The organism is Streptomyces sp. E2N166 (assembly GCF_003671715.1).
In the GTDB taxonomy this organism is placed as follows: domain Bacteria; phylum Actinomycetota; class Actinomycetes; order Streptomycetales; family Streptomycetaceae; genus Streptomyces; species Streptomyces thinghirensis.
In genome coordinates this window covers 911,492-936,322 of the sequence record NZ_RAIF01000012.1, presented here as the reverse complement: position 1 = coordinate 936,322, position 24,831 = coordinate 911,492, and the positions used below count along the sequence as shown (strand labels likewise).

Below are 24,831 nucleotides of genomic sequence, written 5' to 3'. Positions count from 1 at the left end.
ATGGATGCAACACAGGTCGACGCCTACCTCCGCCGCCTGGGAGCCGAGTACCCGGCGTGGCCCACCGCCGACGCCCTGCGTGAGCTGCACCTTCGTCACCTGATGACGGTGCCCTTCGAGAACCTGTCCGTCCATCTGGGCGAGGAGATCGTGCTGGAGGAGGGGCGGCTGCTGGACAAGGTGGTGAGCGCGCGACGGGGCGGGTTCTGCTACGAACTCAACGGTCTCTTCGGTGCGTTGCTCGCGGCGCTCGGGTATGAGGTCACGCTGCTCGCGGCGCGGGTGTACGGGGACGGGAGACGGCTCGGGATCCCGTTCGACCATCTGGCGCTGCGGGTGCGGACGGTGGACGGGGGCGATCTGCTGGCGGACGTCGGGTTCGGGGCGCACAGCCACGGCCCGCTGGCGTTCGCGGAGCGGGGTGAGCAGAAGGATCCTGGCGGCACGTTCCGGGTCGTCGAGGCGGGTCCGGACGCGGCCGGGGTGCGCGGCGGGCACGACTCGGCCCGGGCGGCCGACCTGGACGTGCTGCGGGACGGGAAGCCCGTGTACCGGGTGGAACCGCGCCCGCGGGTGCTCGGCGACTTCGAGTCCGGCGCGTGGTGGCACAGCACCTCGCCGCAGTCGCACTTCCTCCAGTCGCCGGTCTGCTCGCGGGTCACGGAGGACGGAGGGAGGATCACGCTGAGCGGCCGCAGGCTCGTGTCGACGGCCGCCGACGGCCGCCGGGAGGAGCGTGAGCCGGCCACGGACGGCGAGGTACTCGCGGCCTACCGGGAGCACTTCGGCATCCACCTCGACGAGGTGCCGCCCGTGCCCCGACTGTGAGGATTCGCGGCGTCCGGTGTGGCGATATCGGGCCACACGGGGCCACTCGGGCCACTCATACGCACTCCCAGCACATGCGCCGGTTTCCCTTGATGTGGTCCCGTGTTGCCTCGAAACCCCCATTGGTGATCGAATGTTTCTTCGTCAACTAGTTTTCTCACGTCGTGCAGAGGGTGTCGCAGATGATCGGCCGCTGGCTGGGAAGCCGAACGAAGCGGATGCAACGGACGGGCCCCCTGGCGGCGGTGCGGACCCCGCCGAACGCGGGGGTGCTGAACTGCCGGGTCCTCGACCCCGTCAACGAGCCGATCCCGCACGCGGAGTTCACGGTCAGCGACACCATGGGGCGCAAGGTGATCAGCGGCGGTACGGACCCCTTCGGGTCGTTCGTGGCGACGGTGCCCTCGGGGGAGTACCGACTCGCGGTGTCCGCCGAGGGCTACACGCCGTACCGGGCGTCCGCGACCGTCACCGAGGACGCGCTGGCCTCGCTCGGCGACGTGACCCTGCAGGTGGCCCAGCCTCCGGAGCTGCCCGCGCCGGGCGACTGGGAGATCGAGCCGGCGCACTCGTCGATCGCGTTCACCGCCCGGCACATCGGGCTGGCCCGGGTCCACGGCCGGTTCAACTCCTTCGCGGGCGCGGTGCGGATCGGCGACGACATGGAGCAGTCGGCGATGCACGTGGTCATCGACGCGGCGTCCATCGACACCAACGTGAAGATGCGCGACGACCATCTGCGGTCGGGGGACTTCCTGGACGTGCAGCGGTTCCCGACCCTGGAGTTCTACAGCGACCGGTTCACCCGCCGGGGCGGCAACCGGTGGGCCGTCACGGGAGCGCTGTCCCTGCACGGCGTGACACGGACGGTCACCCTGGACGCCGAGTATCTCGGCCTGGGCAACGGCATGGAGGGCGAGGCGCGGGCGGCCTGCCGCGCCACCACCGAGCTGCACCGCGACGACTTCACCGTGAGCTGGCAGACCATGCTGGCGCGCGGCATCGCCGTGGTCGGGCCCAGCATCAGGATCGGCCTCGACATCCAGATCGTGCCCAAGGGCTGACGCGGCACCGACCTGACCGTCCGTCCTGCCGCGCGGTGTCCGACAATGGCACCCGTGAGTGATGTGAGACATGTGCTGGTGCTGCCCGACCGCGACGCCGCGGAGGAGGTGGCCCAGGCGCTCGGGGAGCGCTTCGGACTCGACGAGGAACCCCGACTGCTCCGGGACGCCCTGGCCGGCGAGGACGACGCCGAGGACGCCCAGTGGCTCGTCGTCCTGCGCGACGAGCGGGAGCGGCTGGACCCCGGCGAGCTCGACGAGTTCGCGGGGGAGTGGGAGGGCTGGCGCGAGGAACCGTAGGGCCCGAGGGTGTCGGCGGCGAAGTCCGTTGTCAGTGGTGCGTGCGATGCTTGTCGCGATGGCCAGGAAGACTGCGAATGACGACCCTCTCGCCCCGGTGACGCTTGCCGTGGGCCAGGAGGACCTCCTGCTCGACCGTGCCGTGCGGGAGGTGGTGGCCGCCGCGAAGGCCGCCGACGCCGACACGGACGTACGCGACCTGACCCCCGACCAGCTGCAGCCCGGCACGCTCGCCGAGCTCACCAGCCCCTCGCTCTTCGCCGAGCGCAAGGTCGTGGTCGTACGCAATGCGCAGGACCTGTCCGCCGACACGGTCAAGGACGTGAAGGCCTATCTCGGCGCACCCGCCGAGGAGATCACCCTCGTCCTGCTGCACGCGGGCGGGGCGAAGGGCAAGGGCCTGCTGGACGCCGCCCGGAAGGCGGGGGCACGCGAGGTGGCGTGCCCGAAGATGACGAAGCCCGCCGACCGGCTCGCCTTCGTACGGACGGAGTTCCGAACCGCCGGGCGGTCGGCCACCCCCGAGGCGTGCCAGACGCTGGTGGACGCCATCGGCAGCGACCTGCGGGAGCTGGCCTCGGCGGTGTCCCAGCTGACCGCGGACGTCGAGGGCACGATCGACGAGGCGATCGTCGGGCGGTACTACACGGGACGGGCCGAGGCCTCCAGTTTCACGGTCGCCGACCGGGCGGTCGAGGGACGGGCGGCGGAGGCGCTGGAGGCGCTGCGCTGGTCGCTGGCGACCGGAGTGGCACCGGTGCTGATCACCAGCGCGCTGGCGCAGGGCGTGCGGGCGATCGGGAAGCTGTCCTCCGCCCGCGGCGGGCGCCCCGCCGACCTCGCCCGTGAGCTGGGGATGCCACCGTGGAAGATCGACCGCGTCCGGCAGCAGATGCGCGGCTGGACCCCGGACGGAGTCTCCGTGGCCCTGCGCGCGGTGGCCGAGGCGGACGCGGGGGTGAAGGGCGGCGGGGATGATCCCGAGTACGCCCTGGAGAAGGCCGTGGTGACGATCGCGCGCGCGGCGCGTTCGCGGGGACGGGTGTAAGGGCGTAAGACCTCGCACAGACCGAAGGCCCCGGCGTCCGTCCTGGGGAAGGACGGCCACCGGGGCCTTCGGATCAAGCTCGTGGATCCATGCCCGCGTGGCGAACGCAGGCCGCGCACGGATCCTGGGTGCCGGACGGGAGCGGATGAGAGAGGGCCCGCTCTGGGTCCTTCCGGCGATCAGACCAGATGAGGGGTTCAGCCCTTGAGGGCGCCGACCTTCTGCGACAGCGCCGACTTCTTGTTGGCGGCCTGGTTCTTGTGGATGACGCCCTTGGAGACGGCCTTGTCGAGCTGGCGCGAAGCGACGCGCTGGTACTCGGTGGCCTTCTCGACGTCACCCGCGGCAGCAGCCTCACGGGCCTTGCGGATCGCGGTCTTCAGAGAGGACTTGACGGCCTTGTTGCGCAGCCGGGCCTTCTCGTTGGTCTTGTTCCGCTTGATCTGGGACTTGATGTTCGCCACGAATGAGCCTTTGCAGGTTCAGGCACGAGGCCGCGAGGGTCCCGTGCCGATGATTTCTTGAAGGAGTGCCTCGTGCTGAGAGGGCAAGAGACACAGCCCCCCACACTACCAGCGGCCCGCCGAGCCACCCAAACCCGCCCACGGCCCGACCTCGATCCGGCCCTGGCCCGGCCCCGATCCGGCCTCGGTCCCGCCCTCGACCCGTCCCAAACCCATCCCGGCTCCCCACCCGTGGGACGATGGAAGCTACGTATCGATCCGACCCGAGACCGCAGACACTGCGGACGCCTCAAGAATCAGGACCCTGCGTGCCCGCGATCCCCAGCCATGTGCCCGAGCCGAGCCGTACCGACCCGGCGCTGATCCGCAACTTCTGCATCATCGCGCACATCGACCACGGCAAGTCCACGCTCGCCGACCGGATGCTCCAGCTGACCGGTGTGGTGGAGCAGCGGCAGATGCGCGCCCAGTACCTCGACCGCATGGACATCGAGCGCGAGCGCGGCATCACGATCAAGTCCCAGGCGGTGCGATTGCCGTGGGCCCCCACCCACGACAAGAGCAGTACGCACATCCTCAACATGATCGACACGCCGGGGCACGTCGACTTCACCTACGAGGTCTCGCGGTCGCTGGCCGCGTGCGAGGGCACGATCCTCCTCGTCGACGCCGCTCAGGGCATCGAGGCCCAGACCCTCGCCAACCTCTACCTGGCGATGGAGAACGACCTCACGATCATCCCCGTGCTGAACAAGATCGACCTGCCGGCCGCGCAGCCCGAGAAGTTCGCCGAGGAACTCGCCAACCTGATCGGCTGCGACCCCGACGACGTGCTCAAGGTCTCCGCCAAGACCGGCCTCGGGGTCGAGGCGCTGCTGGACAAGGTCGTCGCCGACGTCCCGCCCCCGGTCGGCGTCAAGGACGCCCCCGCCCGCGCGATGATCTTCGACTCCGTCTACGACTCCTACCGCGGTGTCGTGACGTACGTCCGTGTCATCGACGGCCAGCTCAACAGGCGCGAGCGGATCCGGATGATGTCCACCGGCGCCACGCACGAGCTGCTTGAGATCGGCACCAACTCGCCGGAGATGCTCGCCGCCGACGGCCTCGGCGTGGGCGAGGTGGGCTACCTGATCACCGGCGTGAAGGACGTCCGCCAGTCCAAGGTCGGTGACACCGTCACCAGCATGCACAAGGGCGCCGAGGAGGCGCTCGGCGGCTACAAGGACCCGAGGCCCATGGTCTTCTCCGGTCTGTATCCGCTGGACGGCTCGGACTACCCCCTGCTGCGCGAGGCCCTGGACAAGCTCCTGCTCAACGACGCCGCCCTCGTCTACGAGCCGGAGACGTCCGCGGCCCTCGGCTTCGGCTTCCGCGTCGGCTTCCTGGGGCTGCTGCACCTCGACGTGATCCGCGAGCGGCTGGAGCGCGAGTTCGGCCTCGACCTGATCGCCACCGCGCCCAACGTGGTCTACCGCGTGATCATGGAGGACGGCGTCGAGCACACCGTCACCAACCCGAGCGAGTTCCCCGAGGGCAAGATCAACGAGGTGTACGAGCCGGTCGTGCGCGCCACGATCCTCGCGCCCACCGAGTTCATCGGGGCGATCATGGAGCTGTGCCAGACCCGGCGAGGCACCTTGCTCGGCATGGACTACCTCTCCGAGGACCGGGTCGAGATCCGCTACACCCTCCCCCTCGCGGAGATCGTCTTCGACTTCTTCGACCAGCTGAAGTCGAAGACGCGCGGCTACGCGTCGCTGGACTACGAGCCCACCGGCGAGCAGACCTCCAGCCTGGTCAAGGTCGACATCCTGCTGCACGGCGACAAGGTCGACGCCTTCTCGGCGATCACCCACAAGGACGCGGCGTACGCGTACGGCGTGCGGCTCGTCGCCAAGCTGCGCGAGCTGATCCCGCGCCAGGCCTTCGAGGTGCCCATCCAGGCCGCCATCGGCTCCCGGGTGATCGCCCGCGAGACCATCCGCGCCATCCGCAAGGACGTCCTCGCCAAGTGCTACGGCGGTGACATCTCGCGTAAGCGGAAGCTGCTGGAGAAGCAGAAGGAAGGCAAGAAGCGGATGAAGATGGTGGGTTCCGTGGAGGTTCCGCAGGAGGCCTTCATCGCGGTCCTGTCCAGTGATGACAGCGCGGGGTCGGGCAAGGGCAAGAAGTAACCGCGACCTTTCTCGCGGTAAGGCCCGCCCACCCCGGCAAAACGGACACGAAGGGGCCCGCCGTGCGAAAGCGCGGCGGGCCCCTTCGCATGTCACGGGAGTGCGTCTGTACGAAGTGACAGGGCGCGGAGACTTACGCACGGGCCGGTCGCCCTCTACTCTGATGCCTGCTCGCTAGTTACTCGCGAGTTAAACAACGCCTGAACCATCGCCCGAGAGTGAACCAGCCGCACCTGAACCAGCCGCACCTGAGTCGGCCGCACCGACCCGGCCGCACCGTCGCGGGCCCACGGAGGATGTCGTGAGCGACACACAGACACTGATCGAGAACCGTCCGCCCTCCGTGGCGGGACTCTTCCTGGAGCGGGTGGCGGCCACGCCGGACGCCGAGGCCTACCGCTACCCGGTCCCGTCGGCCTCGGGCGAGGGGCCGGACGACTGGAAGTCGCTGACCTGGGGACAGGCGGCCGATCGGGTCTACGCGATCGCGGCCGGCCTGATCGAGCTGGGCGTCCAGCCGCAGCAGCGCGTGGCGCTGGCCTCCTCCACGCGGCTGGAGTGGATCCTGGCCGACCTCGGCATCATGTGCGCGGGCGCGGCGACGACCACCGTCTATCCGCAGACCAACGCCGACGAGTCGGCGTACATCCTCTCCGACTCCGAGAGCCGGGTGCTGATCGCGGAGGACGCCGCGCAGCTGGCCAAGGCCCGGGAGAAGAAGGCGGAGCTGCCCGACCTCACCCACGTCGTCGTGATCGACGCGGCCGGCGCCGACACCGGCGAGGACTGGATCCTCACCCTCGGCGAGCTGGAGGCCCTCGGCGCGGCCCGCCTGGAGAAGGACCCGGAGCTGGTCGCCAAGCGCGTCGGCGCGCTCACCAAGGACCACCTCGCCACCCTCATCTACACCTCCGGCACCACCGGCCGGCCCAAGGGCGTCCGCCTCCCGCACGACAACTGGTCGTACATGGCGAAGGCGATCGCCGCGACCGGCCTGGTCACCGGCGACGACGTGCAGTACCTGTGGCTGCCGCTCGCGCACGTCTTCGGCAAGGTGCTGACCTCCGGCCAGATCGAGGTCGGTCACGTCACCGCCGTCGACGGCCGCGTCGACAAGATCATCGAGAACCTGCCGGTGGTCCAGCCGACCTACATGGCGGCCGTGCCGCGCATCTTCGAGAAGGTCTACAACGGTGTCGCCGCCAAGGCCCGGGCGGGCGGCGGAGCCAAGTACAAGATCTTCCAGTGGGCCGCCGGCGTCGCCCGCGAGTACGCCAAGGTCACCCAGGACAACTTCAAGCGCACCGGCACCGCCAGCGCCCCCTTCGGCCTGTCCACCAAGCACGGCATCGCCGACAAGCTCGTCTACGCCAAGATCCGCGAGGCCTTCGGCGGCCGCCTGCGCGCCTGCGTCTCCGGTTCGGCGGCCCTCGCCCCCGACATCGGCTACTTCTTCGCCGGCGCCGGCATCCACATCCTGGAGGGCTACGGCCTGACCGAGTCCTCCGCCGCGTCCTTCGTCAACCCCGGCGAGGCCTACCGCACCGGCACGGTCGGCAAGCCGCTGCCCGGCACCGAGGTGCGCGTCGCGGACGACGGCGAGATCCTGCTGCGCGGCCCCGGCATCATGGAGGGCTACCACAAGCTGCCCGAGAAGACCGCCGAGGTGCTGGAGGCCGACGGCTGGTTCCACACCGGCGACATCGGCGAGCTCTCGCCCGACGGTTACCTGCGGATCACCGACCGCAAGAAGGACCTCATCAAGACCTCGGGCGGCAAGTACATCGCGCCCGCCGAGGTGGAGGGCCAGTTCAAGGCGGTCTGCCCCTACGTCTCCAACATCCTGGTGCACGGCGCCGACCGGAACTTCTGCACCGCGCTCATCGCCCTCGACGAGCTCGCGATCACCGAGTGGGCCAAGGAGAACGGCCTGGAGGGCAAGCCGTACGCGGAGATCGTCGCGGCGCCCGTGACCGTCGAGATGGTCGACGGCTACGTCAGGCAGCTCAACGAGGGCCTCCAGCGCTGGCAGACCATCAAGAAGTTCCGCCTGCTGCCCCGCGACCTCGACGTCGAGCACGGCGAGATCACGCCGAGCCTGAAGCTGAAGCGGCCGGTGGTGGAGCGGGAGTACAAGCACCTGATCGAGGAGATGTACGACGGCTCGCGCGAGGCGTAGCGCGGGCGGGCGTCGCGGTTCCACACGGCTGATGCCCGAAACTGTCCGTCTTCCGGCTGTTCGAACGCTCGCCTAGCACGGTTCTCACCCATGGCGGCCCACTTCGGTAACTCCGCGCTTATGGGCGGGGTCGGTCTGTCACTCTGTCGGCATCGACTGCGAAGTATTCGCACGAACTGCCCGGGGAGCCGTCCATGGGGGCCATTCCGACGCAACGGGAGACCGTCTCCCGCGCCAGTGGGGCGCCCGCGCACACTGCTGAGCCATACGCCCAGGAGTGCGCGCGGGCGCACGTGACCCTGCTCGGAAGCTCGCTGGCGCCGGGCGCGGCCCGGGAGATGGTGCGGGCGGCGCTCGCCGACTGGGCCGAGCTCGGCCTGCCCGGCACGGAACAGCTGACCGAGCATCTCGCCGCCGACGCCCTGGTCGTCGTCAGCGAGCTGGTCACCAACGCCGTCGTGCACGCCGGCACGGACGTCGAGGTGGGCTGCCGTCTGGAGGAGACGGGCACCCTCGTCGTCGAGGCCACGGACCACCACCCCTCCCGCGCCCCGAGGAGCGGCGACCACGAGACGCCGCACGAGATCCCCGAGTACGGGCGCGGCCTGCGGCTCGTCGCCGTGCTCTCGGAGGCCTGGGGCATCACGTACCGCCCGGGCACCAAGACGGTGTGGGCACGCCTTCCGGCCGCGGGCGCCGAGACCGCCGAACAGATCGAGGCGTACGCCGGGGGGCTCGGGGCGCGACGCTCTGAGCCGACGGGCACTGAACTGCCGGGGGAGGGGGCCGGAGGTCCGACGGCGGGTCTGGGCGTCGCGGGGGCTCCGGGGGTTCCGGGGGTTCCGGGGGCCTCGGGTGTCCCGGGTGTCCCGGGTGGCGAGATGCCCCTGGACGGGCAGATGGTCCTGGACGGCCGCCCGGTCCTGGAGGGCCGCCCGGTCCTGGAGGGGCAGCCGGTCCTGGAGGGGCAGCCGGTCCTGTACGGCTCGGAGAGCCGGAGCGGCGGCGACTGGCGGAACGGAACGGCCAGGACCGTTCGGCGCGGTGTTCGCGACCGGGAGTGGCTGGGCCGGGGTGCCCTGTCCTTCCTCGCCGAGGCCTCCGACCTCCTGGCGGGGCAGCTGGACGAGGATCTGGTGGCCTCCCTCACCGGCCAGCTGATCGTGCCGCGGCTCGCCGACTGGTGCGCCGTGTGGCTGGAGGACGAGTCCCTGGGCCGGGGAGCCTGGAGCGACGACCCCGGGGCGGCCGTGGGAGCGCGGCTGGCCCGCGTCTGGCACGGCAGCGAGGGCCACATCGAGGAACTGCGCCGAGCCCTGGAGAAGGACCCGCCCCGCCCGCGTGACCTGTGGCGCTCCGGCCCCGTCGCCCACCCCTGGCCCGGCGAGGCGCTGGGTCCGGACGGCACGCACGGTGCCGCGCTCGCCTACCGCCTGGTCGCCGGCGGCCGGCCCCTGGGCACCCTGGTCATCGGGCGCACCGGCACCCCCGGCTTCCCCGACGAGATCACCGGCCTGGTCGAGGACCTCAGCCGCCGGGTGGCGCTCGCCATCGGCGCCGCACGCCAGTACGCCCGGCAGGCCACCATCAGCGCCGTCCTCCAGCGCGGCCTGCTGCCCGGCGCGGTCGCCGAGATCCCCGGCGTGCGCAGCGCCCTCGTCTACGAGCCGTGCGACAAGGGCGGCCCCAGCGGCGACTTCTACGACCTCTTCCCGGCCGGCGACGGCCGCTGGTGCTTCGCCGTCGGCGACGTCCAGGGCAAGGGCCCCGAGGCCGCCGTCGTCATCGGCCTCGCCCGGCCCTGGCTGCGGCTGCTGGCCCGCGAGGAGTACGGCGTCCCCGACGTCCTCGACCGCCTCAACCAGCTCCTCCTCGACGACGCCACCGAGGCCGCGGACGCCGCAGCCCGCGCGCTGGTCGCCGTCGGCCCTGCGGTTGCCCCGGGCGACGGACCGCAGACCCGCTTCCTGTCCCTGCTCTACGGCGAACTGGTCCCCTTCGACGGCGGCGTCCGCTGCACCCTCGCCTCCGCCGGGCACCCGCTGCCGCTGCTTCTCGACCCCGGCGGTACGGTGCGCACGGTCGCGCGGCCGCAGACCCTGCTCGGCGTCGTCGAGGACGCCACGTACACCAGCGAGACCTTCGATCTGCGGTCCGGCGACACCCTGCTCTGCGTCACGGACGGGGTCACCGAGCGGCGCAGCGGCTCCCGGCAGTTCGACGACGGGGACGGCCTCGCCGTCGCGCTCTCCGGTTGCGCGGGGCTGGACGCCGGGCTGGTCGCCGAGCGCATCAGGCGGCTGGTGTACGAGTTCGGGCCCCGGCCCCCCGAGGACGATCTGGCGCTGCTGGTGCTCCAGGCGGATTGAGCGCCGGGCGGGGGACACACGCGGGTGCGGGACAATGGAACGCATGCCCTCCGCACTCCCCGACGGCGAGCCCGTCCCCGCCGACGGCGCCCTCCCGGCGTCCGCGCTCGCCGGCGCCGCCGGCCGCCCCCTCGGCTTCTACCTGCACGTGCCGTACTGCGCGACGCGCTGCGGCTACTGCGACTTCAACACCTACACCGCGACCGAGCTGCGCGGCACCGGCGGCGTCCTCGCCTCCCGCGACAACTACGCCGAGACGCTCGTCGACGAGGTCCGCCTGGCCCGCAAGGTGCTCGGCGACGACCCCCGCGAGGTCCGCACGGTCTTCGTCGGCGGCGGTACGCCCACCTTGCTGGCCGCCGGCGACCTGGTGCGGATGCTGCACGCGATCCGCGACGAGTTCGGTCTCGCGGCGGACGCGGAGGTGACGACGGAGGCCAACCCGGAGTCGGTCGACCCGGCCTACCTCGCCACGCTCCGCGAGGGCGGCTTCAACCGGATCTCCTTCGGCATGCAGAGCGCGAAGCAGCACGTCCTGAAGGTGCTGGACCGCACTCACACCCCGGGCCGCCCGGAGGCCTGCGTCGCCGAGGCCCGCGCGGCCGGCTTCGACCACGTCAACCTGGACCTGATCTACGGCACCCCCGGCGAGACCGACGACGACTGGCGCGCCTCGCTGGACGCGGCGCTCGGGGCCGGCCCGGACCACGTCTCGGCATACGCGCTGATCGTCGAGGAGGGCACCCGGCTGGCCCGCCGCATCCGGCGCGGCGAGGTCCCCATGACCGACGACGACGTCCACGCCGACCGCTACCTGATCGCGGAGGAGACGCTGTCGGCGGCGGGCTTCGACTGGTACGAGGTGTCGAACTGGGCCACCTCGGACGCGGGGCGCTGCCTGCACAACGAGCTGTACTGGCGGGGCGCCGACTGGTGGGGCGCGGGGCCGGGCGCGCACTCCCACGTGGGCGGCGTGCGGTGGTGGAACGTGAAGCATCCGGGGGCCTACGCGGGGGCGCTGGCGGCCGGGAAGTCGCCGGGGGCCGGGCGGGAGGTCCTGACGGACGAGGACCGGCGGGTGGAGCGCGTCCTGCTGGAGCTGCGCCTCCGGGAAGGGGTGCCGCTGTCGCTGCTGCGGGATGCGGGGCTCGCCGCGTCGCGCCGGGCGCTGTCCGACGGGCTCCTCCAAGAGGGGCCGTACGAGGACGGGCACGCGGTGCTGACGCTGCGCGGGCGGTTGCTGGCGGACGCGGTGGTGCGGGACCTGGTGGACTGAGGGGGTCGTCCCCGCTTCGGCGGCGAGCGGGAACTGCCCGGCCGCGTGGACGAGCCGACCGACGGACCTCCTCCACAGCGGCGGAGAGCAGTCCGCCAGTCCCGGCAGGTCAACGCCCGGACGACACTCAGGGCACGGTCACGTGATCGATGAGTCGTTCCACGCTGCCCAGCAGTTCCGGCTCCAGGTCCCGGTACGAGCCCACCCGCGCCAGGATCGCCTGCCACACCGCCCCGGTGTTCTCGGACGGCCACCCCAGTGCCCGGCACACCCCCGTCTTCCAGTCCTGCCCGCGCGGCACCCGGGGCCAGCCGTCGATCCCCAGCGCCGACGGCTTCACCGCCTCCCAGATGTCGATGAAGGGATGGCCGACGACCAGCGCGTGCTCGCTCGTCACCGCCTCCGCGATCCGCCACTCCTTCGAACCCGGCACCAGGTGGTCCACCAGGACACCCAGCCGCGCGTCCGGCCCCGGGGCGAAGTCGGCGACGATCGACGGCAGATCGTCCACGCCTCCCAGGTACTCCACGACCACGCCCTCGACGCGCAGGTCGTCGCCCCACACCTTCTCGACCAGTTCGGCGTCGTGCCGGCCCTCGACGTAGATGCGCCCGGCGCGGGCCACGCGCGCCCGTGCCCCCGGGACCGCCACCGAGCCCGACGCCGTACGGGTGGGACGTACCGGACCGGACGACGGCCGGACCAGCGTCACCACCCGTCCCTCCAGCAGGAAGCCGCGCGGCTCCATGGGGAAGACGCGGTGCTTGCCGAAGCGGTCCTCCAGGGTCACCGTGCCCGCCTCGCAGCCGACCACCGCGCCGCAGAAACCGGTGCCGGGTTCCTCGACCACCAGGCCGGGGTCGGCCGGGACCTCCGGTACCGGCTGCGGCTTCTTCCACGAAGGGGTCAGGTCGGCGGAGTACTGGCGCATTCTCATGACGATACGAGGAGTGGGCGCGCCGTGATCGACGCGACACGCCGAACCGGATCCGCCGTGATCAGCGCGGCACGCCGAACCGCGCGGCGAGCGCGTCCCGTTGGGCCCTGACGAACGCCGCGTCCACCACCGCACCGTGACCGGGGACGTACAGCGCGTCCTCGCCGCCGAGATCGAGCAGCCGGTCCAGGGCGGCGGGCCAGTGCGACGGTACGGCGTCGGGGCCCGCCTGCGGCTCACCGGACTCCTCGACCAGGTCGCCGCAGAAGACGACCTCCGGGTCGCCCGGCACCAGCACCGCGAGGTCGTGGCCGGTGTGTCCCGGGCCCACGTTGGCGAGCAGCACCTGCCGGCCGCCGCTCAGGTCCAGCGTCCACTCGCCGCAGACCTCGTGGCGGACGCGGACGAGTGCGTCGGCCGCCTCCTCCGCCCGCCGCGCGTCCAGCCCTTCCGCCACCGCGTCCGAGCGCAGCGCCTCCCTTCCGTGTCCGCCCCGCGCGAACACCGCGTCCGTGCCCACCGCGCCGTAGACCTCGGCGCCCGCGAACGCGGCGGCGCCGAAGACGTGGTCGAAGTGCGGGTGGGTCAGCGCGAGATGTGTCACACGGTGACCGGCGAGCTCCTGCGCCCCCGCGCGCAACCGGGCGCCCTCGCCGAGGCTCGACCCCGCGTCCACCACCAGGGCCGCGCCGGCGCCGACGACCAGCCCCGCGGTGCAGTCCCACACCGGCAGCCGGCGCCGCCCCACCCCGGCCGCCAGCCGCTCCCATCCCAGGTCTTCCCAAGTCACCGTCACGACGACGACGCTAGCGCCGTGACACCTCTGTTCACGGCGGCACGGCCCCGGCCTTGCCGGGGGCGTACCCCACGGCCGTACACTGGGCCGGGGAAGTCTGGCACTCGCACGCCGTGAGTGCCAGGAACAGACAGTGAGACAGGCGAAGACGGGCAAATCGCCGGGCGGACGACTTCGGGAGGTGTGCGCGAGTGCTCAGTGAACGCAGGCTCCAGGTGCTGCGCGCCATCGTCCAGGACTACGTCGGCACCGAGGAGCCGGTCGGCTCCAAGGCCCTCACCGAGCGGCACAACCTCGGCGTCTCCCCGGCCACCGTGCGCAATGACATGGCGGCCCTGGAGGACGAGGGGTTCATCGCCCAGCCGCACACCAGCGCCGGGCGCATCCCGACCGACAAGGGCTACCGGCTCTTCGTCGACAAGCTGGCCGGCGTCAAGCCGATGACCCCGCCCGAGCGGCGCGCCATCCAGAACTTCCTGGAGGGCGCCGTAGACCTCGACGACGTGGTGGCCCGCACGGTGCGGCTGCTCGCGCAGCTGACCCGGCAGGTCGCCGTCGTGCAGTATCCGTCGCTGACCCGCTCGACCGTGCGGCACGTGGAGTTGCTCTCCCTGGCGCCCGCGCGGCTGATGCTCGTGCTGATCACGGACACCGGCCGGGTCGAGCAGCGGATGGTCGACTGCCCGGCGCCGTTCGGCGAGGCGTCCCTCGCGGACCTGCGGGCGCGGCTCAACAGCCGGGTCGCCGGGCGCCGTTTCTCGGACGTGCCGAGCCTGGTGGAAGATCTGGCGGAGGCCTTCGGGGCCGAGGATCGCGGTACGGTCTCCACCGTGCTCTCCACTCTCCTGGAGACGCTGGTCGAGGAGAACGAGGAGCGGCTGATGATCGGCGGCACCGCCAATCTGACCCGCTTCGGGCACGACTTCCCCTTGGTGATCCGACCCGTCCTCGAGGCGCTGGAGGAGCAGGTCGTGCTCCTCAAGCTGCTCGGCGAGGCGAAGGATCCGGGCGTGACCGTCCGTATCGGTCATGAGAACGCCCACGAAGGACTCAACTCCACGTCCGTCGTGTCGGTGGGCTACGGTTCGGGCGGCGAGGCGGTTGCCAAGCTCGGCGTGGTCGGACCGACCCGCATGGACTACCCGGGAACGATGGGAGCGGTACGCGCAGTGGCACGGTACGTCGGACAGATCCTGGCGGAGTCGTAGGTGGCCACGGACTACTACGCCGTACTCGGCGTGCGCCGCGACGCTTCCCAGGACGAGATCAAGAAGGCGTTCCGGAGGCTCGCCCGCGAGCTGCACCCGGACGTCAACCCCGATCCGAAGACCCAGGAGCGGTTCAAGGAGATCAACGCCGCCTACGAGGTGTTGTCGGACCCGCAGAAGAAGCAGGTCTACGACCTCGGCGGCGACCCCCTCTCGCAGGCCGCCGGCGGCGGCGCGGGCGGCTTCGGCGCGGGCGGCTTCGGGAACTTCTCGGACATCATGGACGCGTTCTTCGGTACGGCGTCGCAGCGCGGACCGCGCTCGCGCACCCGCCGGGGCCAGGACGCGATGATCCGCATCGAGGTCGAGCTGGACGAGGCGGCCTTCGGCACGACCAAGGACATCCAGGTCGACACCGCGGTCGTCTGCAACACCTGCAACGGCGAGGGCGCGGCCCCCGGCACGTCGGCCCAGACGTGTGACATGTGCCGCGGCCGCGGCGAGGTCTCGCAGGTCACCCGGTCCTTCCTGGGCCAGGTCATGACCTCGCGCCCCTGCCCCCAGTGCCAGGGCTTCGGCACCGTCGTCCCGACCCCGTGCCCCGAGTGCGCGGGCGACGGCCGGGTCCGCTCCCGGCGCACGCTGACCGTGAAGATCCCGGCCGGTGTCGACAACGGCACCCGGATCCAGCTCGCGGGCGAGGGCGAGGTCGGCCCCGGCGGCGGTCCCGCCGGTGACCTGTACGTCGAGATCCACGAGCTGCCCCACTCGACCTTCCAGCGGCGCGGCGACGACCTGCACTGCACGGTCACCATCCCGATGACGGCGGCGGCCCTCGGCACGAAGGTGCCGCTGGAGACGCTCGACGGCATGGAGGAGGTCGACATCCGCCCGGGCACCCAGTCCGGCCAGTCGATCCCGCTGCACGGCCGCGGCGTCACCCACCTGCGCGGCGGCGGCCGGGGCGACCTCATCGTCCACGTCGAGGTCATGACCCCGAGCAAGCTCGACCCCGAGCAGGAACGCCTGCTGCGCGAGCTGGCCGCGCTGCGTGGCGAGGAACGGCCGACGGGGCAGTTCCAGCCCGGGCAGCAGGGACTGTTCTCGCGGCTGAAGGACGCCTTCAACGGGCGCTGACGTGGTGGTCCCGAGGGCTGTGCCTGCTTGTCGGCGTGGCGCTCGGGGGTCTGCCGGGGGTCCGGGGGTCGCCCCCCGGGTGGGCACTGTCAGCCCGGGCGGCAGGGACTGTTCTCGCGGCTGAAGGACGCCTTCAACGGGCGCTGACGGGCACCGGTCACGGCGTGCCGCCAGGGGCCTTCCGATGCGGATGCTCCTGGCGTATGCCAACGGAAGCCCGGATTCGGACTTGTTCGGAGGACGTGACAACATGCCGTCATGTCCTCCGCACTGACCGATCTTTTCCCCTACCCGATCGTGCAGGCGCCCATGGCGGGCGGCGTCTCCGTGCCGCAGCTCGCCGCCGCGGTCTGCGAGGCGGGCGGGCTGGGATTCCTCGCCGCCGGGTACAAGACCGCGGACGGGATGTACCAGGAGATCAAGCAGCTGCGGGGACTGACGAACCGCCCCTTCGGCGTCAACCTCTTCATGCCGCAGCCCGAGACCCCCGGTGCGGGCACCGGTTCCACCGGAGCGGCTGACGCCGCGCCCTCGAATGCCGCCGCCGTCGGCGTCTACGCCCACCAGCTGGCCGGCGAGGCCGCCTGGTACGAGACGGAGCTGGGCGACCCCGAGTGCGGCCGGGACGACGGCTACGACACCAAGATCGCGGTGCTGCTGGACAACCCGGTGCCGGTGGTGTCGTTCCACTTCGGCGTCCCCAGCCGCGAGGTCGTCGACTCGCTGCACCGCGTGGGCACCTTCGCCCTGGCCGCCGCGACCACCGCGGAGGAGGCCCGGGCCGTGGAGCTGTCCGGCGCCGACGCGGTGATCGCGCAGGGCGTCGAGGCCGGCGGACACCAGGGCACGCACCGGGACCACCCCGAGACGGGCGGCGCCGGCACCGGACTGCTGTCGCTGGTCGCCCAGGTCCGGGAGGCGGTGAGCCTGCCGATCGTCGCCGCCGGCGGCATCATGCGCGGCGGCCAGATCGCCGCGGTCCTCGCGGCCGGCGCGAGCGCCGCCCAGCTCGGCACCGCCTTCCTCGCCACCCCCGAGTCCGGCGCGCACGCCCTGCACAAGCAGGCGCTGACCAACCCCCTCTTCGTCCGCACGGAACTCACCCGCGCCTTCTCCGGCCGCCCCGCCCGCGGCCTGGTCAACCGCTTCCTGCGCGAGCACGGCCCCTACGCCCCCGCCGCCTACCCGGAGGTGCACCACCTCACCGCCCCGCTGCGCAAGGCGGCGGCGAAGGCGGGCGACGCGCAGGGCATGGCGCTCTGGGCGGGGCAGGGTCACCGGATGGCCCGGGAGCTGCCCGCCGGGCAACTGGTGGAGGTGCTGGCGGCGGAACTCACGGCCGCCGGGACAGCGTTGTCAGGATTCGTGACGGGAGGTACGGGCCGATGACGGCGCCGGTGTTCGTGGTGGACTCCCTCCGGCCGGGGGACCTGCCCGGAGGGGAGTACGTCCTGGACGGCCCCGAGGGACGGCACGCCGTCTCCGTGAAGCGGCTGCGGGCCGGCGAGGACGTCGTCCTCACCGACGGGCGCGGACGCTGGGCCGAGGGCGTGGTGAAGTCCGCCGAGGACAAGGACCGCCTGGTCGTCACGGGACTGGAGACGGTTCACGAGGAACCGCCGGAGCGGCCCCGTGTCACCGTCGTCCAGGCCCTGCCCAAGGGCGACCGCGGCGAGCTGGCCGTCGAGACGATGACCGAGGTCGGCGTCGACGCGATCGTGCCCTGGGCGGCGTCCCGCTGCATCACGCAGTGGAAGGGCGACCGCGGCCTGAAGGCGCTCGGCAAGTGGCGGGCGACGGCCCGGGAGGCCGGCAAGCAGTCCCGCCGGGTCCGCTTCCCCGACGTCGCGGACGCGGCGACGAGCAAGCAGGTTGCGTCACTTCTGGCCGACGCCGACTTCGCGGCCGTACTCCACGAGAGCGGCGACGAGCCACTGGCCGCCACCGAACTCCCCACCGCCGGGGACATCGTGCTGGTCGTCGGTCCCGAAGGCGGGGTCTCCCCGGAGGAGCTGGCCCTCTTCGCCGAGGCCGGCGCGAAGCCCTACCGCCTGGGACGCAGTGTCCTGCGCACCTCCACCGCCGGTACCGCGGCGACGGCGGTACTCCTGGCCCGCACCGGCCGCTGGTCCTGACGCGTCAGGACGCCGGCCGGCCGAGCGCCGACGCCACCGCCCGGAACAGTTCCCAGCCGTCCAGGTCCGCCGACCGGTCGAGCAGCCCGCGCCGGGCCGCCTCGTCGACGAAGCCCCGTACGACACCGGGTTCGTGCAGGTTGAGCGACGCGTCCCCCATGGCCACGCAGCCCGACGGCAGCCAGCCGTCGGGGACGAACCGTCCCTGCCCGCCCGGGAAGAGCAGAAGGACCCTCGTCCTCGTCCCCTCCCTGGAGAGGGTGAGCACCTCCTGGCAGGGCCCCGTGACGCTGTGCCGGTGACGCACCGACCATATGTAGGTGGTTGTTTCGTCCACGACCAGCCTTCTGCGCCGGCGTCCGCTGTGCATTCCCCACACGGTAGTGAGGAGTGGCCGTATGCGCCCTACCGTCCGCCCCGCACCGGTGGCAGGCTGCCCCTCATGGGGGCATTGAGGCGGATTCGGCGCGCGGCTGCGGTGGTCGTCGGCGCGGTCGTCGCCGTCGGCGGTGTCGGCGCGTGCGACCCGGGCGGGCTCAGCTCGGCGTCCGTGGCGTACACGACCGACCAGACCGTGACGCGCGAACTGGAGCGGCGGAAGGCGGAGGTGCGGTGGCTCACCTGCACCGCCTCCTTCGGGGAAGACGGCGCCACCGCCTCGGCGGGCGAGGACACCGTCGCCTCCGTCGACTGCGAGGGGAAGACCGACGGCGGACAGGACATCACCGTCGACGGCGAGGTGACCCGGGTCGTCAACGGAGCCTGTGTACGCGGTGATCTGACCGCGAAGGTGGACGGCAAGGAGTGGTTCCGCGTCAAGGGGCTGGGGAACTGCGACGCCACGAGCGCCCCGCCCGCGAATCGGCCCACCCAGCACCAGCCGGGGCCCACGGTGACCGTCACCCGGACCATCTGGTGCCCGGACGATCCCCACTGCCGCCCGGTGGAGGGCAAATAGCCCGGCGGGCCGGTGGCCGGTAAGTGATCCGAACCTCTGTCGGCGGACCCCGCCCCTGCATAGGGTGAGGGGGTGACACAGCCCGCAGCGTCTGCCTACCTCCGCTTTCCGCACCCGCACGGCGAGTTGGTCGCCTTCACCGCCGAGGACGACGTGTGGCTCGCCCCGCTCGACGGCGGCCGGGCCTGGCGGGTCAGCGCCGACAACGTGCCCGTCAACCACCCCCGCGTATCGCCCGACGGCGCCACGGTCGCCTGGACCTCCACCCGCGACGGCGCACCCGAGGTGCACATCGCCTCCGCCGACGGCGGCCCCGCCAAGCGCCTCACGCACTGGGGCAGCCTGAAGACCCAGGTGCGCGGCTGGACCCCGGACGGACGGGTCCTCGCCCTCAGCACCTACGGGCAGGCCAGCCTGCGCCGCAGTTGGGCCCGCGCCGTCCCGCTCGACGGCGGACCGGCCACCACCCTGCCGTACGGGCCCGTCGGCGATGTCGCTCACGGCCCGCGCACCGTGCTGCTGTCCGCGCCGATGGGCCGCGAGGCCGCCTGGTGGAAGCGCTACCGGGGCGGCACGGCGGGCAAGTTGTGGATCGACGCCGACGCCGACGGAGATGCCGGGGCGGCAGGGGAGTTCACCCGGCTGCACAGCGACATCGACGGCAACATCGAGTACCCCTTCTGGGTCGGCGACCGGATCGCGTTCCTCTCCGACCACGAAGGCACCGGCGCGCTCTACTCCTCCCTCGCCGACGGCTCCGACCTGCGCCGGCACACCCCTCTCGACGGCTTCTACGCCCGGCACGCCGCCACCGACGGCACCCGCGTCGTCTACTCCCGCGCCGGCGAACTCTGGGTGCTGGACGACCTGGACGCGGCCGAACCGCGCCGGCTCGACATCCGGCTCGGCGGCTCGCGCGTCGACCTCCAGGCGTACCCGGTGAACGCCGCCCGCTGGTTCGGCTCCGCGTCCCCCGACCACACCGCGCGCGGCAGTGCCGTCGCCGTACGCGGCGGCGTGCACTGGGTCACCCACCGCGCCGGACCGGCCCGCGCGCTGGCCGCGCAGCCCGGCGTACGCACCCGGCTGCCGCGCACCTTCCGCGCGGACGGCGAGGAGTGGGTGGTGTGGGTGACGGACGCCGAGGGCGACGACGCCCTGGAGTTCGCGCCCGCCACCGGACTCGCGCCCGGCGCCACCGCGCGGCGCCTCGCCGCCGGGCAGCTCGGCCGGGTGCTCGTCCTCGCCATGGCACCGGACGGCAGCCGTGCCGCCGTCGCCTCGCACGACGGTCGGGTCCTGCTCGTCGAGCGGGAGACCGGAGAGGTCCGCGAGGTCGACCGCAGCGACAACGGCGACGCGTCCGGGCTGGTCTTCTCGCCCGACTCCGCCTGGCTCGCCTGGTCCCACCCCGGCCCCGAACCGCTGCGCCAGCTCAAGCTCGCCAACACCACCGACCTGTCGGTGAGCGAGGCGACCCCGCTGCGCTTCAAGGACTACTCGCCGACCTTCACCCTGGACGGCAAGCACCTCGCCTTCCTCTCCACCCGTTCCTTCGACCCGGTCTACGACGAGCACGTCTTCGACCTGGCCTTCGTCGAGGGCGCCCGCCCGTACCTGATCACGCTGGCCGCGACCACCCCGTCGCCCTTCGGCCCGCAGCGCCACGGCCGCCCCTTCGAGACCCCGGACCGGGACGAGACCCCCGACAGCGAGGGCACCCCGACCACCCGGATCGACATCGAGGGCCTCGCCGACCGCATCGTGCCGTTCCCCGTCGAGGCCGCCCGCTACTCCCGGCTGCGCGCCGCCAAGGACGGCGTCCTGTGGCTGCGCCACCCGGTCACCGGCGTGCTCGGCGCCTCCCGTGCCACCCCGGACGCCCCCGACCCGCACACCGAGCTGGAACGCTACGACCTGGCCCAGCAGCGCGTCGAGCACCTCGCCGCCGACGCCGACCACTTCGAGGTCAGCGGCGACGGCAAGCGGGTGCTGCTGTGGACCGACGGACGCCTCAAGGTCGTCCCCAGCGACCGGCGGGCCTCCGGCGACGAGGACAGCGACACCAACATCACCGTCGACCTGAGCCGCGTGCGGCAGACCGTCGACCCGGCCGCCGAGTGGCGGCAGATGTACGACGAGACCGGCCGGATCATGCGGGACCACTTCTGGCGGCCCGACATGAACGGCGTCGACTGGGACGGCGTACTCGACCGCTACCGGCCCGTCCTCGACCGCCTCGCCACCCACGACGACCTGGTCGACCTCCTGTGGGAGGTGCACGGCGAACTGGGCACCTCGCACGCCTACGTCACCCCGCGCGGCGGCCACGGCGGCGGCGCCCGGCAGGGCCTGCTCGGCGCCGACCTGTCCCGGCACGAGGACGGCACCTGGCGCATCGACCGAGTCCTGCCCTCGGAGACCTCCGACCCCGACGCCCGCTCCCCGCTCGCCGCGCCCGGCGTCGCCGTCCGCGCCGGGGACGCGATCGTCGCGGTCGCCGGACAGGGCGTCGACCCGGTCACCGGGCCCGGTCCGCTGCTGGTCGGCACGGCGGGCAAGCCCGTCGAGCTGACCATCTCCCCGTCCGGCGGCGGCGAACCGCGGCACGCCGTCGTCGTCCCCCTCGCCGACGAGGAGCCCCTGCGCTACCACGCCTGGGTCACCGACCGCCGCGCCTACGTCCACGAGAAGTCCGGCGGCCGGCTCGGCTACCTCCACGTCCCCGACATGCAGGCCCCCGGCTGGGCCCAGATCCACCGCGACCTGCGCGTCGAGGTGGCCCGGGAAGGCCTGGTCGTCGACGTCCGCGAGAACCGCGGCGGCCACACCTCCCAACTGGTCGTCGAGAAGCTCGCCCGGCGCATCGTCGGCTGGGACCTGCCGCGCGGCATGCGGCCGGCCAGCTATCCGCTGGACGCGCCCCGCGGCCCGGTCGTCGCCGTCGCCAACGAGTTCTCCGGCTCCGACGGCGACATCGTCAACGCCGCGATCAAGGCACTCGGCATCGGCCCGGTCGTCGGCACCCGCACCTGGGGCGGCGTCATCGGCATCGACAGCCGCTACCGCCTGGTCGACGGCACGCTGATCACCCAGCCCAAGTACGCGTTCTGGCTGGAGGGTTACGGCTGGGGCGTGGAGAACCACGGCGTCGACCCGGACGTGGAGGTCCCGCAGCGCCCGCAGGACCACGCGGCGGGCCGCGATCCCCAGCTGGACGAGGCGATCCGGCTGGCGCTGGAGGCGCTGGAGGAGACCCCGGCGAAGACCCCGCCCACGTTGCCCTAGCCGCGCCCGGTGACCGTGTCGGCCCGGGGGCCGGGGTCGCGGCCCGGCGTTGCGGGTGCCTCCCCCCAGAGGGGGGAGCCCCAGCGCCCACCCGTGCCGCCCTGGGGGTACCTCCCAGGCGGTTCAGGCACTGGGGGAGGCACGATTGTCCGCAGCTCGGCGGATAGCATGCTCCCCAGAAGATCACCACCAAAAGGAGCCGCCCCATGACAGGCGAGCCACAGGACGACTGTCTGTTCTGCAAGATCGTCGCAGGTCAGATCCCCGCGACGATCGTCCGTGAGACGGACACGACCGTCGCCTTCCGGGACATCAACCCCCAGGCGCCCACCCACGTCCTGGTGATCCCCAAGGCCCACTACCGGGACGCCGCGGCCCTCGCCGCCGGTGCCCCGGAACTCGCCGCGGACGTCCTGCGCGAGACGCGGGCGATCGCGGACCAGGAGAAGCTCGACAGCTACCGCACGATCTTCAACACCGGCACCGGCGCGGGCCAGACCGTCTGGCACACGCACGCCCACGTCCTCGGCGGCCGCGGCCTCGAATGGCCCCCCGGATAACCGGGACGACCCGGATAACCCACGATGTCCGTACGTGAACTCGTCGTCCTCGGCACCGCCAGCCAGGTCCCGACCCGGCACCGCAACCACAACGGCTACCTGCTGCGCTGGGACGGCGAGGGCATCCTGTTCGACCCCGGCGAGGGCACGCAGCGCCAGATGCTGCGCGCCGGGGTCGCCGCCCACGACCTGAACCGGATCTGCGTCACGCACTTCCACGGCGACCACAGCCTCGGCCTCGCGGGCGTCATCCAGCGCATCAACCTCGACCAGGTCCCGCACGAGGTCACCGCCCACTACCCGCGCTCCGGGCAGCGCTTCTTCGACCGCCTGCGGTACGCCACCGCCTACCGCGAGACGGTCGCCCTCACCGAGGCCCCGGTCGCCACCGACGGCGTCCTGGCCGTCACCCACGCCTACACCCTCGACGCCCGCAAGCTCTCCCACTCGGTCGAGTCCTACGGCTACCGCCTCACCGAGCCCGACGGCCGCCGCATGCTGCCCGAACGCCTCGCCGCGCACGGCATCGAGGGCCCCGACGTGGGCCGCATCCAGCGTGACGGCTCGCTGGACGGCGTCCCGCTCGACGACGTCAGCGAGGTCCGGCGCGGCCAGCGGTTCGCGTTCGTCATGGACACCCGGCTGTGCGAGGGCGTGCACGCGCTCGCCGAGGGCTGCGACCTGCTGGTCATCGAGTCCACGTTCCTCGACGAGGACGAGCGCCTCGCCACCGACCACGGCCACCTCACCGCCGGCCAGGCGGCGCGGGTCGCCCGGGACGCGGGCGTACGGCACCTGGTCCTCACCCACTTCAGCCAGCGCTACTCCGACCCCGTGGAGTTCGAACGGCAGGCACGGGCGGCCGGCTACGAGGGGGAGCTGACCGTGGCCCACGACCTCCTCAGAGTCCCGGTTCCGAAACGTCGATAAACCGGTCGTACGATGCTCTGATGTCCTTGCCCAAAGCTGAACTGCACCTCCACATCGAAGGCACCCTGGAGCCCGAGCTGGCCTTCGAGCTGGCCGCCCGCAACGGCGTGCCCCTGCCGTACGCGGACGAGGACGCGCTGAGAGAGGCGTACCGGTTCGAGGACCTCCAGTCCTTTTTGAACCTGTACTACGAGCTCATGGCCGTCCTGCGCACCGAACGGGACTTCGAGGACCTGGCGAACGCCTACCTCGCCCGGGCCGCCGCGCAGGGCATACGGCACGCGGAGATCTTCTTCGACCCGCAGGCGCACCTCGCCCGGGGCGTGGAGATGGGCACGGTCGTGGAGGGCCTGTGGCGGGCGCTGAGTACCAGCCGCGACAACCACGGCGTCTCCACCCGCCTCATCATGTGCTTCCTGCGCGACGAGTCCGCCGAGTCGGCGCTGGCGACCCTCGTCGCGGCGAAGCCGTACCTCGACCGCCTCACGGGCGTCGGCCTGGACTCCGCCGAGGTCGGCCACCCGCCGGCCAAGTTCCGCGAGGTGTACGAGGCCGCCGCCGCCCTCGGGCTGCGGCGGGTCGCCCACGCGGGCGAGGAGGGGCCGCCGGAGTACGTCGTCGAGGCCCTGGACGTCCTCGGCGTCGAGCGGATCGACCACGGCCTGCGCTCGGTCGAGGACCCGGCGCTGGTCGAGCGGCTGGTGCGCGAGCGCGTCCCGCTCACCCTGTGCCCGCTGTCCAACGTCCGGCTGCGCACGGTCGACACCCTCGCCGGCCACCCGCTGCCCGCGATGCTCGACGCGGGCCTCATGTGCACGGTCAACTCCGACGACCCCGCCTACTTCGGCGGCTACGCGGGCGACAACTTCGACGCCGTACGCGAGGCCCTGGGCCTCACCGACGAGCGGCTGCGGGAGCTCGCCCGCAACTCCTTCCTCGCCTCCTTCCTGGAGGACGAGGAGGAACTGCGGGCGCGCTACCTGGCCGAGGTGGAGGCGTACGAGTTCGGATAGTCCGGCTCAGCCCGTCCCGGACCCCGGCGCGGCCGCGGACGCCCGGGGTCCCGCCGTGTCGTAGTCGCGCTGGACGGGGACGGCGGGGGCGTCCATGTCGATCTCCACGACCGGCTGCTCCGTGGCACCGACCTCCGGTACCGCACCGCTCGGTGTGCCGGTGG

At 72.4% G+C, this 24,831-nt stretch carries 21 protein-coding genes; 17 read left to right on the top strand and 4 right to left on the bottom strand.

The genetic code is table 11. The annotated features are described in order from the left end of the window. The 4 genes from EBH09_RS12005 (at position 1) to holA (ending at position 3,240) form a co-directional block, all read left to right on the top strand. Positions 1 to 828 (top strand): arylamine N-acetyltransferase, encoded by an 828-nt coding sequence (locus EBH09_RS12005; protein ID WP_121746974.1) that lies wholly within the window; start codon positions 1 to 3, stop codon positions 826 to 828. Positions 829 to 1,010: 182 nt separating this feature from the next. Next, the gene (locus tag EBH09_RS12000; protein ID WP_121746973.1) at positions 1,011 to 1,892 is read left to right on the top strand and encodes a YceI family protein; all 882 of its coding nucleotides are present in this window, start codon (positions 1,011 to 1,013) and stop codon (positions 1,890 to 1,892) included. A 54-nt stretch (positions 1,893 to 1,946) separates the two neighbouring features. Then, on the top strand, positions 1,947 to 2,192 hold the full coding sequence (locus EBH09_RS11995; RefSeq protein ID WP_193776246.1) for a hypothetical protein: 246 nt from the start codon (positions 1,947 to 1,949) through the stop codon (positions 2,190 to 2,192). 58 nt (positions 2,193 to 2,250) lie between these two features. Beyond that, positions 2,251 to 3,240, top strand: a complete 990-nt coding sequence (gene holA, locus EBH09_RS11990) for a DNA polymerase III subunit delta (protein ID WP_193776245.1) — start codon at positions 2,251 to 2,253, stop codon at positions 3,238 to 3,240. Between the two features lie 197 nt (positions 3,241 to 3,437). Here the strand turns inward: holA and rpsT are convergent, their stop codons facing one another. After that, positions 3,438 to 3,704, bottom strand: coding sequence for a 30S ribosomal protein S20 (rpsT, locus tag EBH09_RS11985; RefSeq protein ID WP_121746971.1), 267 nt, complete (start codon positions 3,702 to 3,704; stop codon positions 3,438 to 3,440). A gap of 308 nt (positions 3,705 to 4,012) precedes the next feature. Between rpsT and lepA the strand changes: the two genes are divergently transcribed. From lepA to hemW, 4 genes are all read left to right on the top strand, one after another. Next, positions 4,013 to 5,881, top strand: a complete 1,869-nt coding sequence (gene lepA / locus EBH09_RS11980; protein ID WP_121746970.1) for a translation elongation factor 4 — start codon at positions 4,013 to 4,015, stop codon at positions 5,879 to 5,881. Positions 5,882 to 6,182: 301 nt separating this feature from the next. Next, a complete protein-coding gene (locus EBH09_RS11975) occupies positions 6,183 to 8,060 on the top strand; it encodes an AMP-dependent synthetase/ligase (RefSeq protein ID WP_121746969.1) in 1,878 nt (625 codons plus the stop codon). A gap of 194 nt (positions 8,061 to 8,254) precedes the next feature. Further along, complete coding sequence (locus EBH09_RS11970) at positions 8,255 to 10,429, top strand: SpoIIE family protein phosphatase (protein ID WP_121746968.1); 2,175 nt, start codon at positions 8,255 to 8,257, stop codon at positions 10,427 to 10,429. 43 nt (positions 10,430 to 10,472) lie between these two features. Next, positions 10,473 to 11,705, top strand: coding sequence for a radical SAM family heme chaperone HemW (gene hemW / locus EBH09_RS11965; RefSeq protein WP_121747357.1), 1,233 nt, complete (start codon positions 10,473 to 10,475; stop codon positions 11,703 to 11,705). A 127-nt stretch (positions 11,706 to 11,832) separates the two neighbouring features. Here the strand turns inward: hemW and EBH09_RS11960 are convergent, their stop codons facing one another. Further along, positions 11,833 to 12,636 (bottom strand): DUF3097 domain-containing protein, encoded by an 804-nt coding sequence (locus tag EBH09_RS11960; protein ID WP_121746967.1) that lies wholly within the window; start codon positions 12,634 to 12,636, stop codon positions 11,833 to 11,835. A gap of 67 nt (positions 12,637 to 12,703) precedes the next feature. Next, the gene (locus EBH09_RS11955) at positions 12,704 to 13,438 is read right to left on the bottom strand and encodes an MBL fold metallo-hydrolase (protein WP_121746966.1); all 735 of its coding nucleotides are present in this window, start codon (positions 13,436 to 13,438) and stop codon (positions 12,704 to 12,706) included. Positions 13,439 to 13,629: 191 nt separating this feature from the next. Between EBH09_RS11955 and hrcA the strand changes: the two genes are divergently transcribed. The 4 genes from hrcA (at position 13,630) to EBH09_RS11935 (ending at position 17,918) form a co-directional block, all read left to right on the top strand. Beyond that, the gene (hrcA, locus tag EBH09_RS11950; RefSeq protein WP_121746965.1) at positions 13,630 to 14,646 is read left to right on the top strand and encodes a heat-inducible transcriptional repressor HrcA; all 1,017 of its coding nucleotides are present in this window, start codon (positions 13,630 to 13,632) and stop codon (positions 14,644 to 14,646) included. Beyond that, positions 14,647 to 15,783, top strand: a complete 1,137-nt coding sequence (dnaJ, locus tag EBH09_RS11945) for a molecular chaperone DnaJ (RefSeq protein ID WP_121746964.1) — start codon at positions 14,647 to 14,649, stop codon at positions 15,781 to 15,783. A 258-nt stretch (positions 15,784 to 16,041) separates the two neighbouring features. Then, complete coding sequence (locus EBH09_RS11940) at positions 16,042 to 17,172, top strand: nitronate monooxygenase (protein WP_121746963.1); 1,131 nt, start codon at positions 16,042 to 16,044, stop codon at positions 17,170 to 17,172. Further along, complete coding sequence (locus EBH09_RS11935; protein ID WP_121746962.1) at positions 17,169 to 17,918, top strand: 16S rRNA (uracil(1498)-N(3))-methyltransferase; 750 nt, start codon at positions 17,169 to 17,171, stop codon at positions 17,916 to 17,918. The genes EBH09_RS11940 and EBH09_RS11935 overlap by 4 nt, the downstream gene beginning before the upstream one ends. Positions 17,919 to 17,922: 4 nt before the next feature. On the opposite strand, the gene EBH09_RS11930 is transcribed toward EBH09_RS11935, so the two are convergent. Continuing rightward, complete coding sequence (locus tag EBH09_RS11930) at positions 17,923 to 18,288, bottom strand: hypothetical protein (RefSeq protein WP_121746961.1); 366 nt, start codon at positions 18,286 to 18,288, stop codon at positions 17,923 to 17,925. A gap of 72 nt (positions 18,289 to 18,360) precedes the next feature. Between EBH09_RS11930 and EBH09_RS11925 the strand changes: the two genes are divergently transcribed. The 5 genes from EBH09_RS11925 (at position 18,361) to EBH09_RS11905 (ending at position 24,667) form a co-directional block, all read left to right on the top strand. Further along, positions 18,361 to 18,876: a hypothetical protein gene (locus EBH09_RS11925; RefSeq protein WP_121746960.1), complete on the top strand. Its 516-nt coding sequence runs from the start codon at positions 18,361 to 18,363 to the stop codon at positions 18,874 to 18,876. Between the two features lie 72 nt (positions 18,877 to 18,948). After that, on the top strand, positions 18,949 to 22,164 hold the full coding sequence (locus EBH09_RS11920) for a S41 family peptidase (RefSeq protein WP_121746959.1): 3,216 nt from the start codon (positions 18,949 to 18,951) through the stop codon (positions 22,162 to 22,164). 206 nt (positions 22,165 to 22,370) lie between these two features. Beyond that, on the top strand, positions 22,371 to 22,724 hold the full coding sequence (locus EBH09_RS11915) for a histidine triad nucleotide-binding protein (RefSeq protein WP_121746958.1): 354 nt from the start codon (positions 22,371 to 22,373) through the stop codon (positions 22,722 to 22,724). Between the two features lie 24 nt (positions 22,725 to 22,748). Next, entirely contained in the window at positions 22,749 to 23,654 is a 906-nt protein-coding gene (locus EBH09_RS11910) for a ribonuclease Z (protein ID WP_121746957.1), read from the top strand. Between the two features lie 20 nt (positions 23,655 to 23,674). Then, entirely contained in the window at positions 23,675 to 24,667 is a 993-nt protein-coding gene (locus EBH09_RS11905; RefSeq protein ID WP_193776244.1) for an adenosine deaminase, read from the top strand. Positions 24,668 to 24,831: the final 164 nt, after the last annotated feature.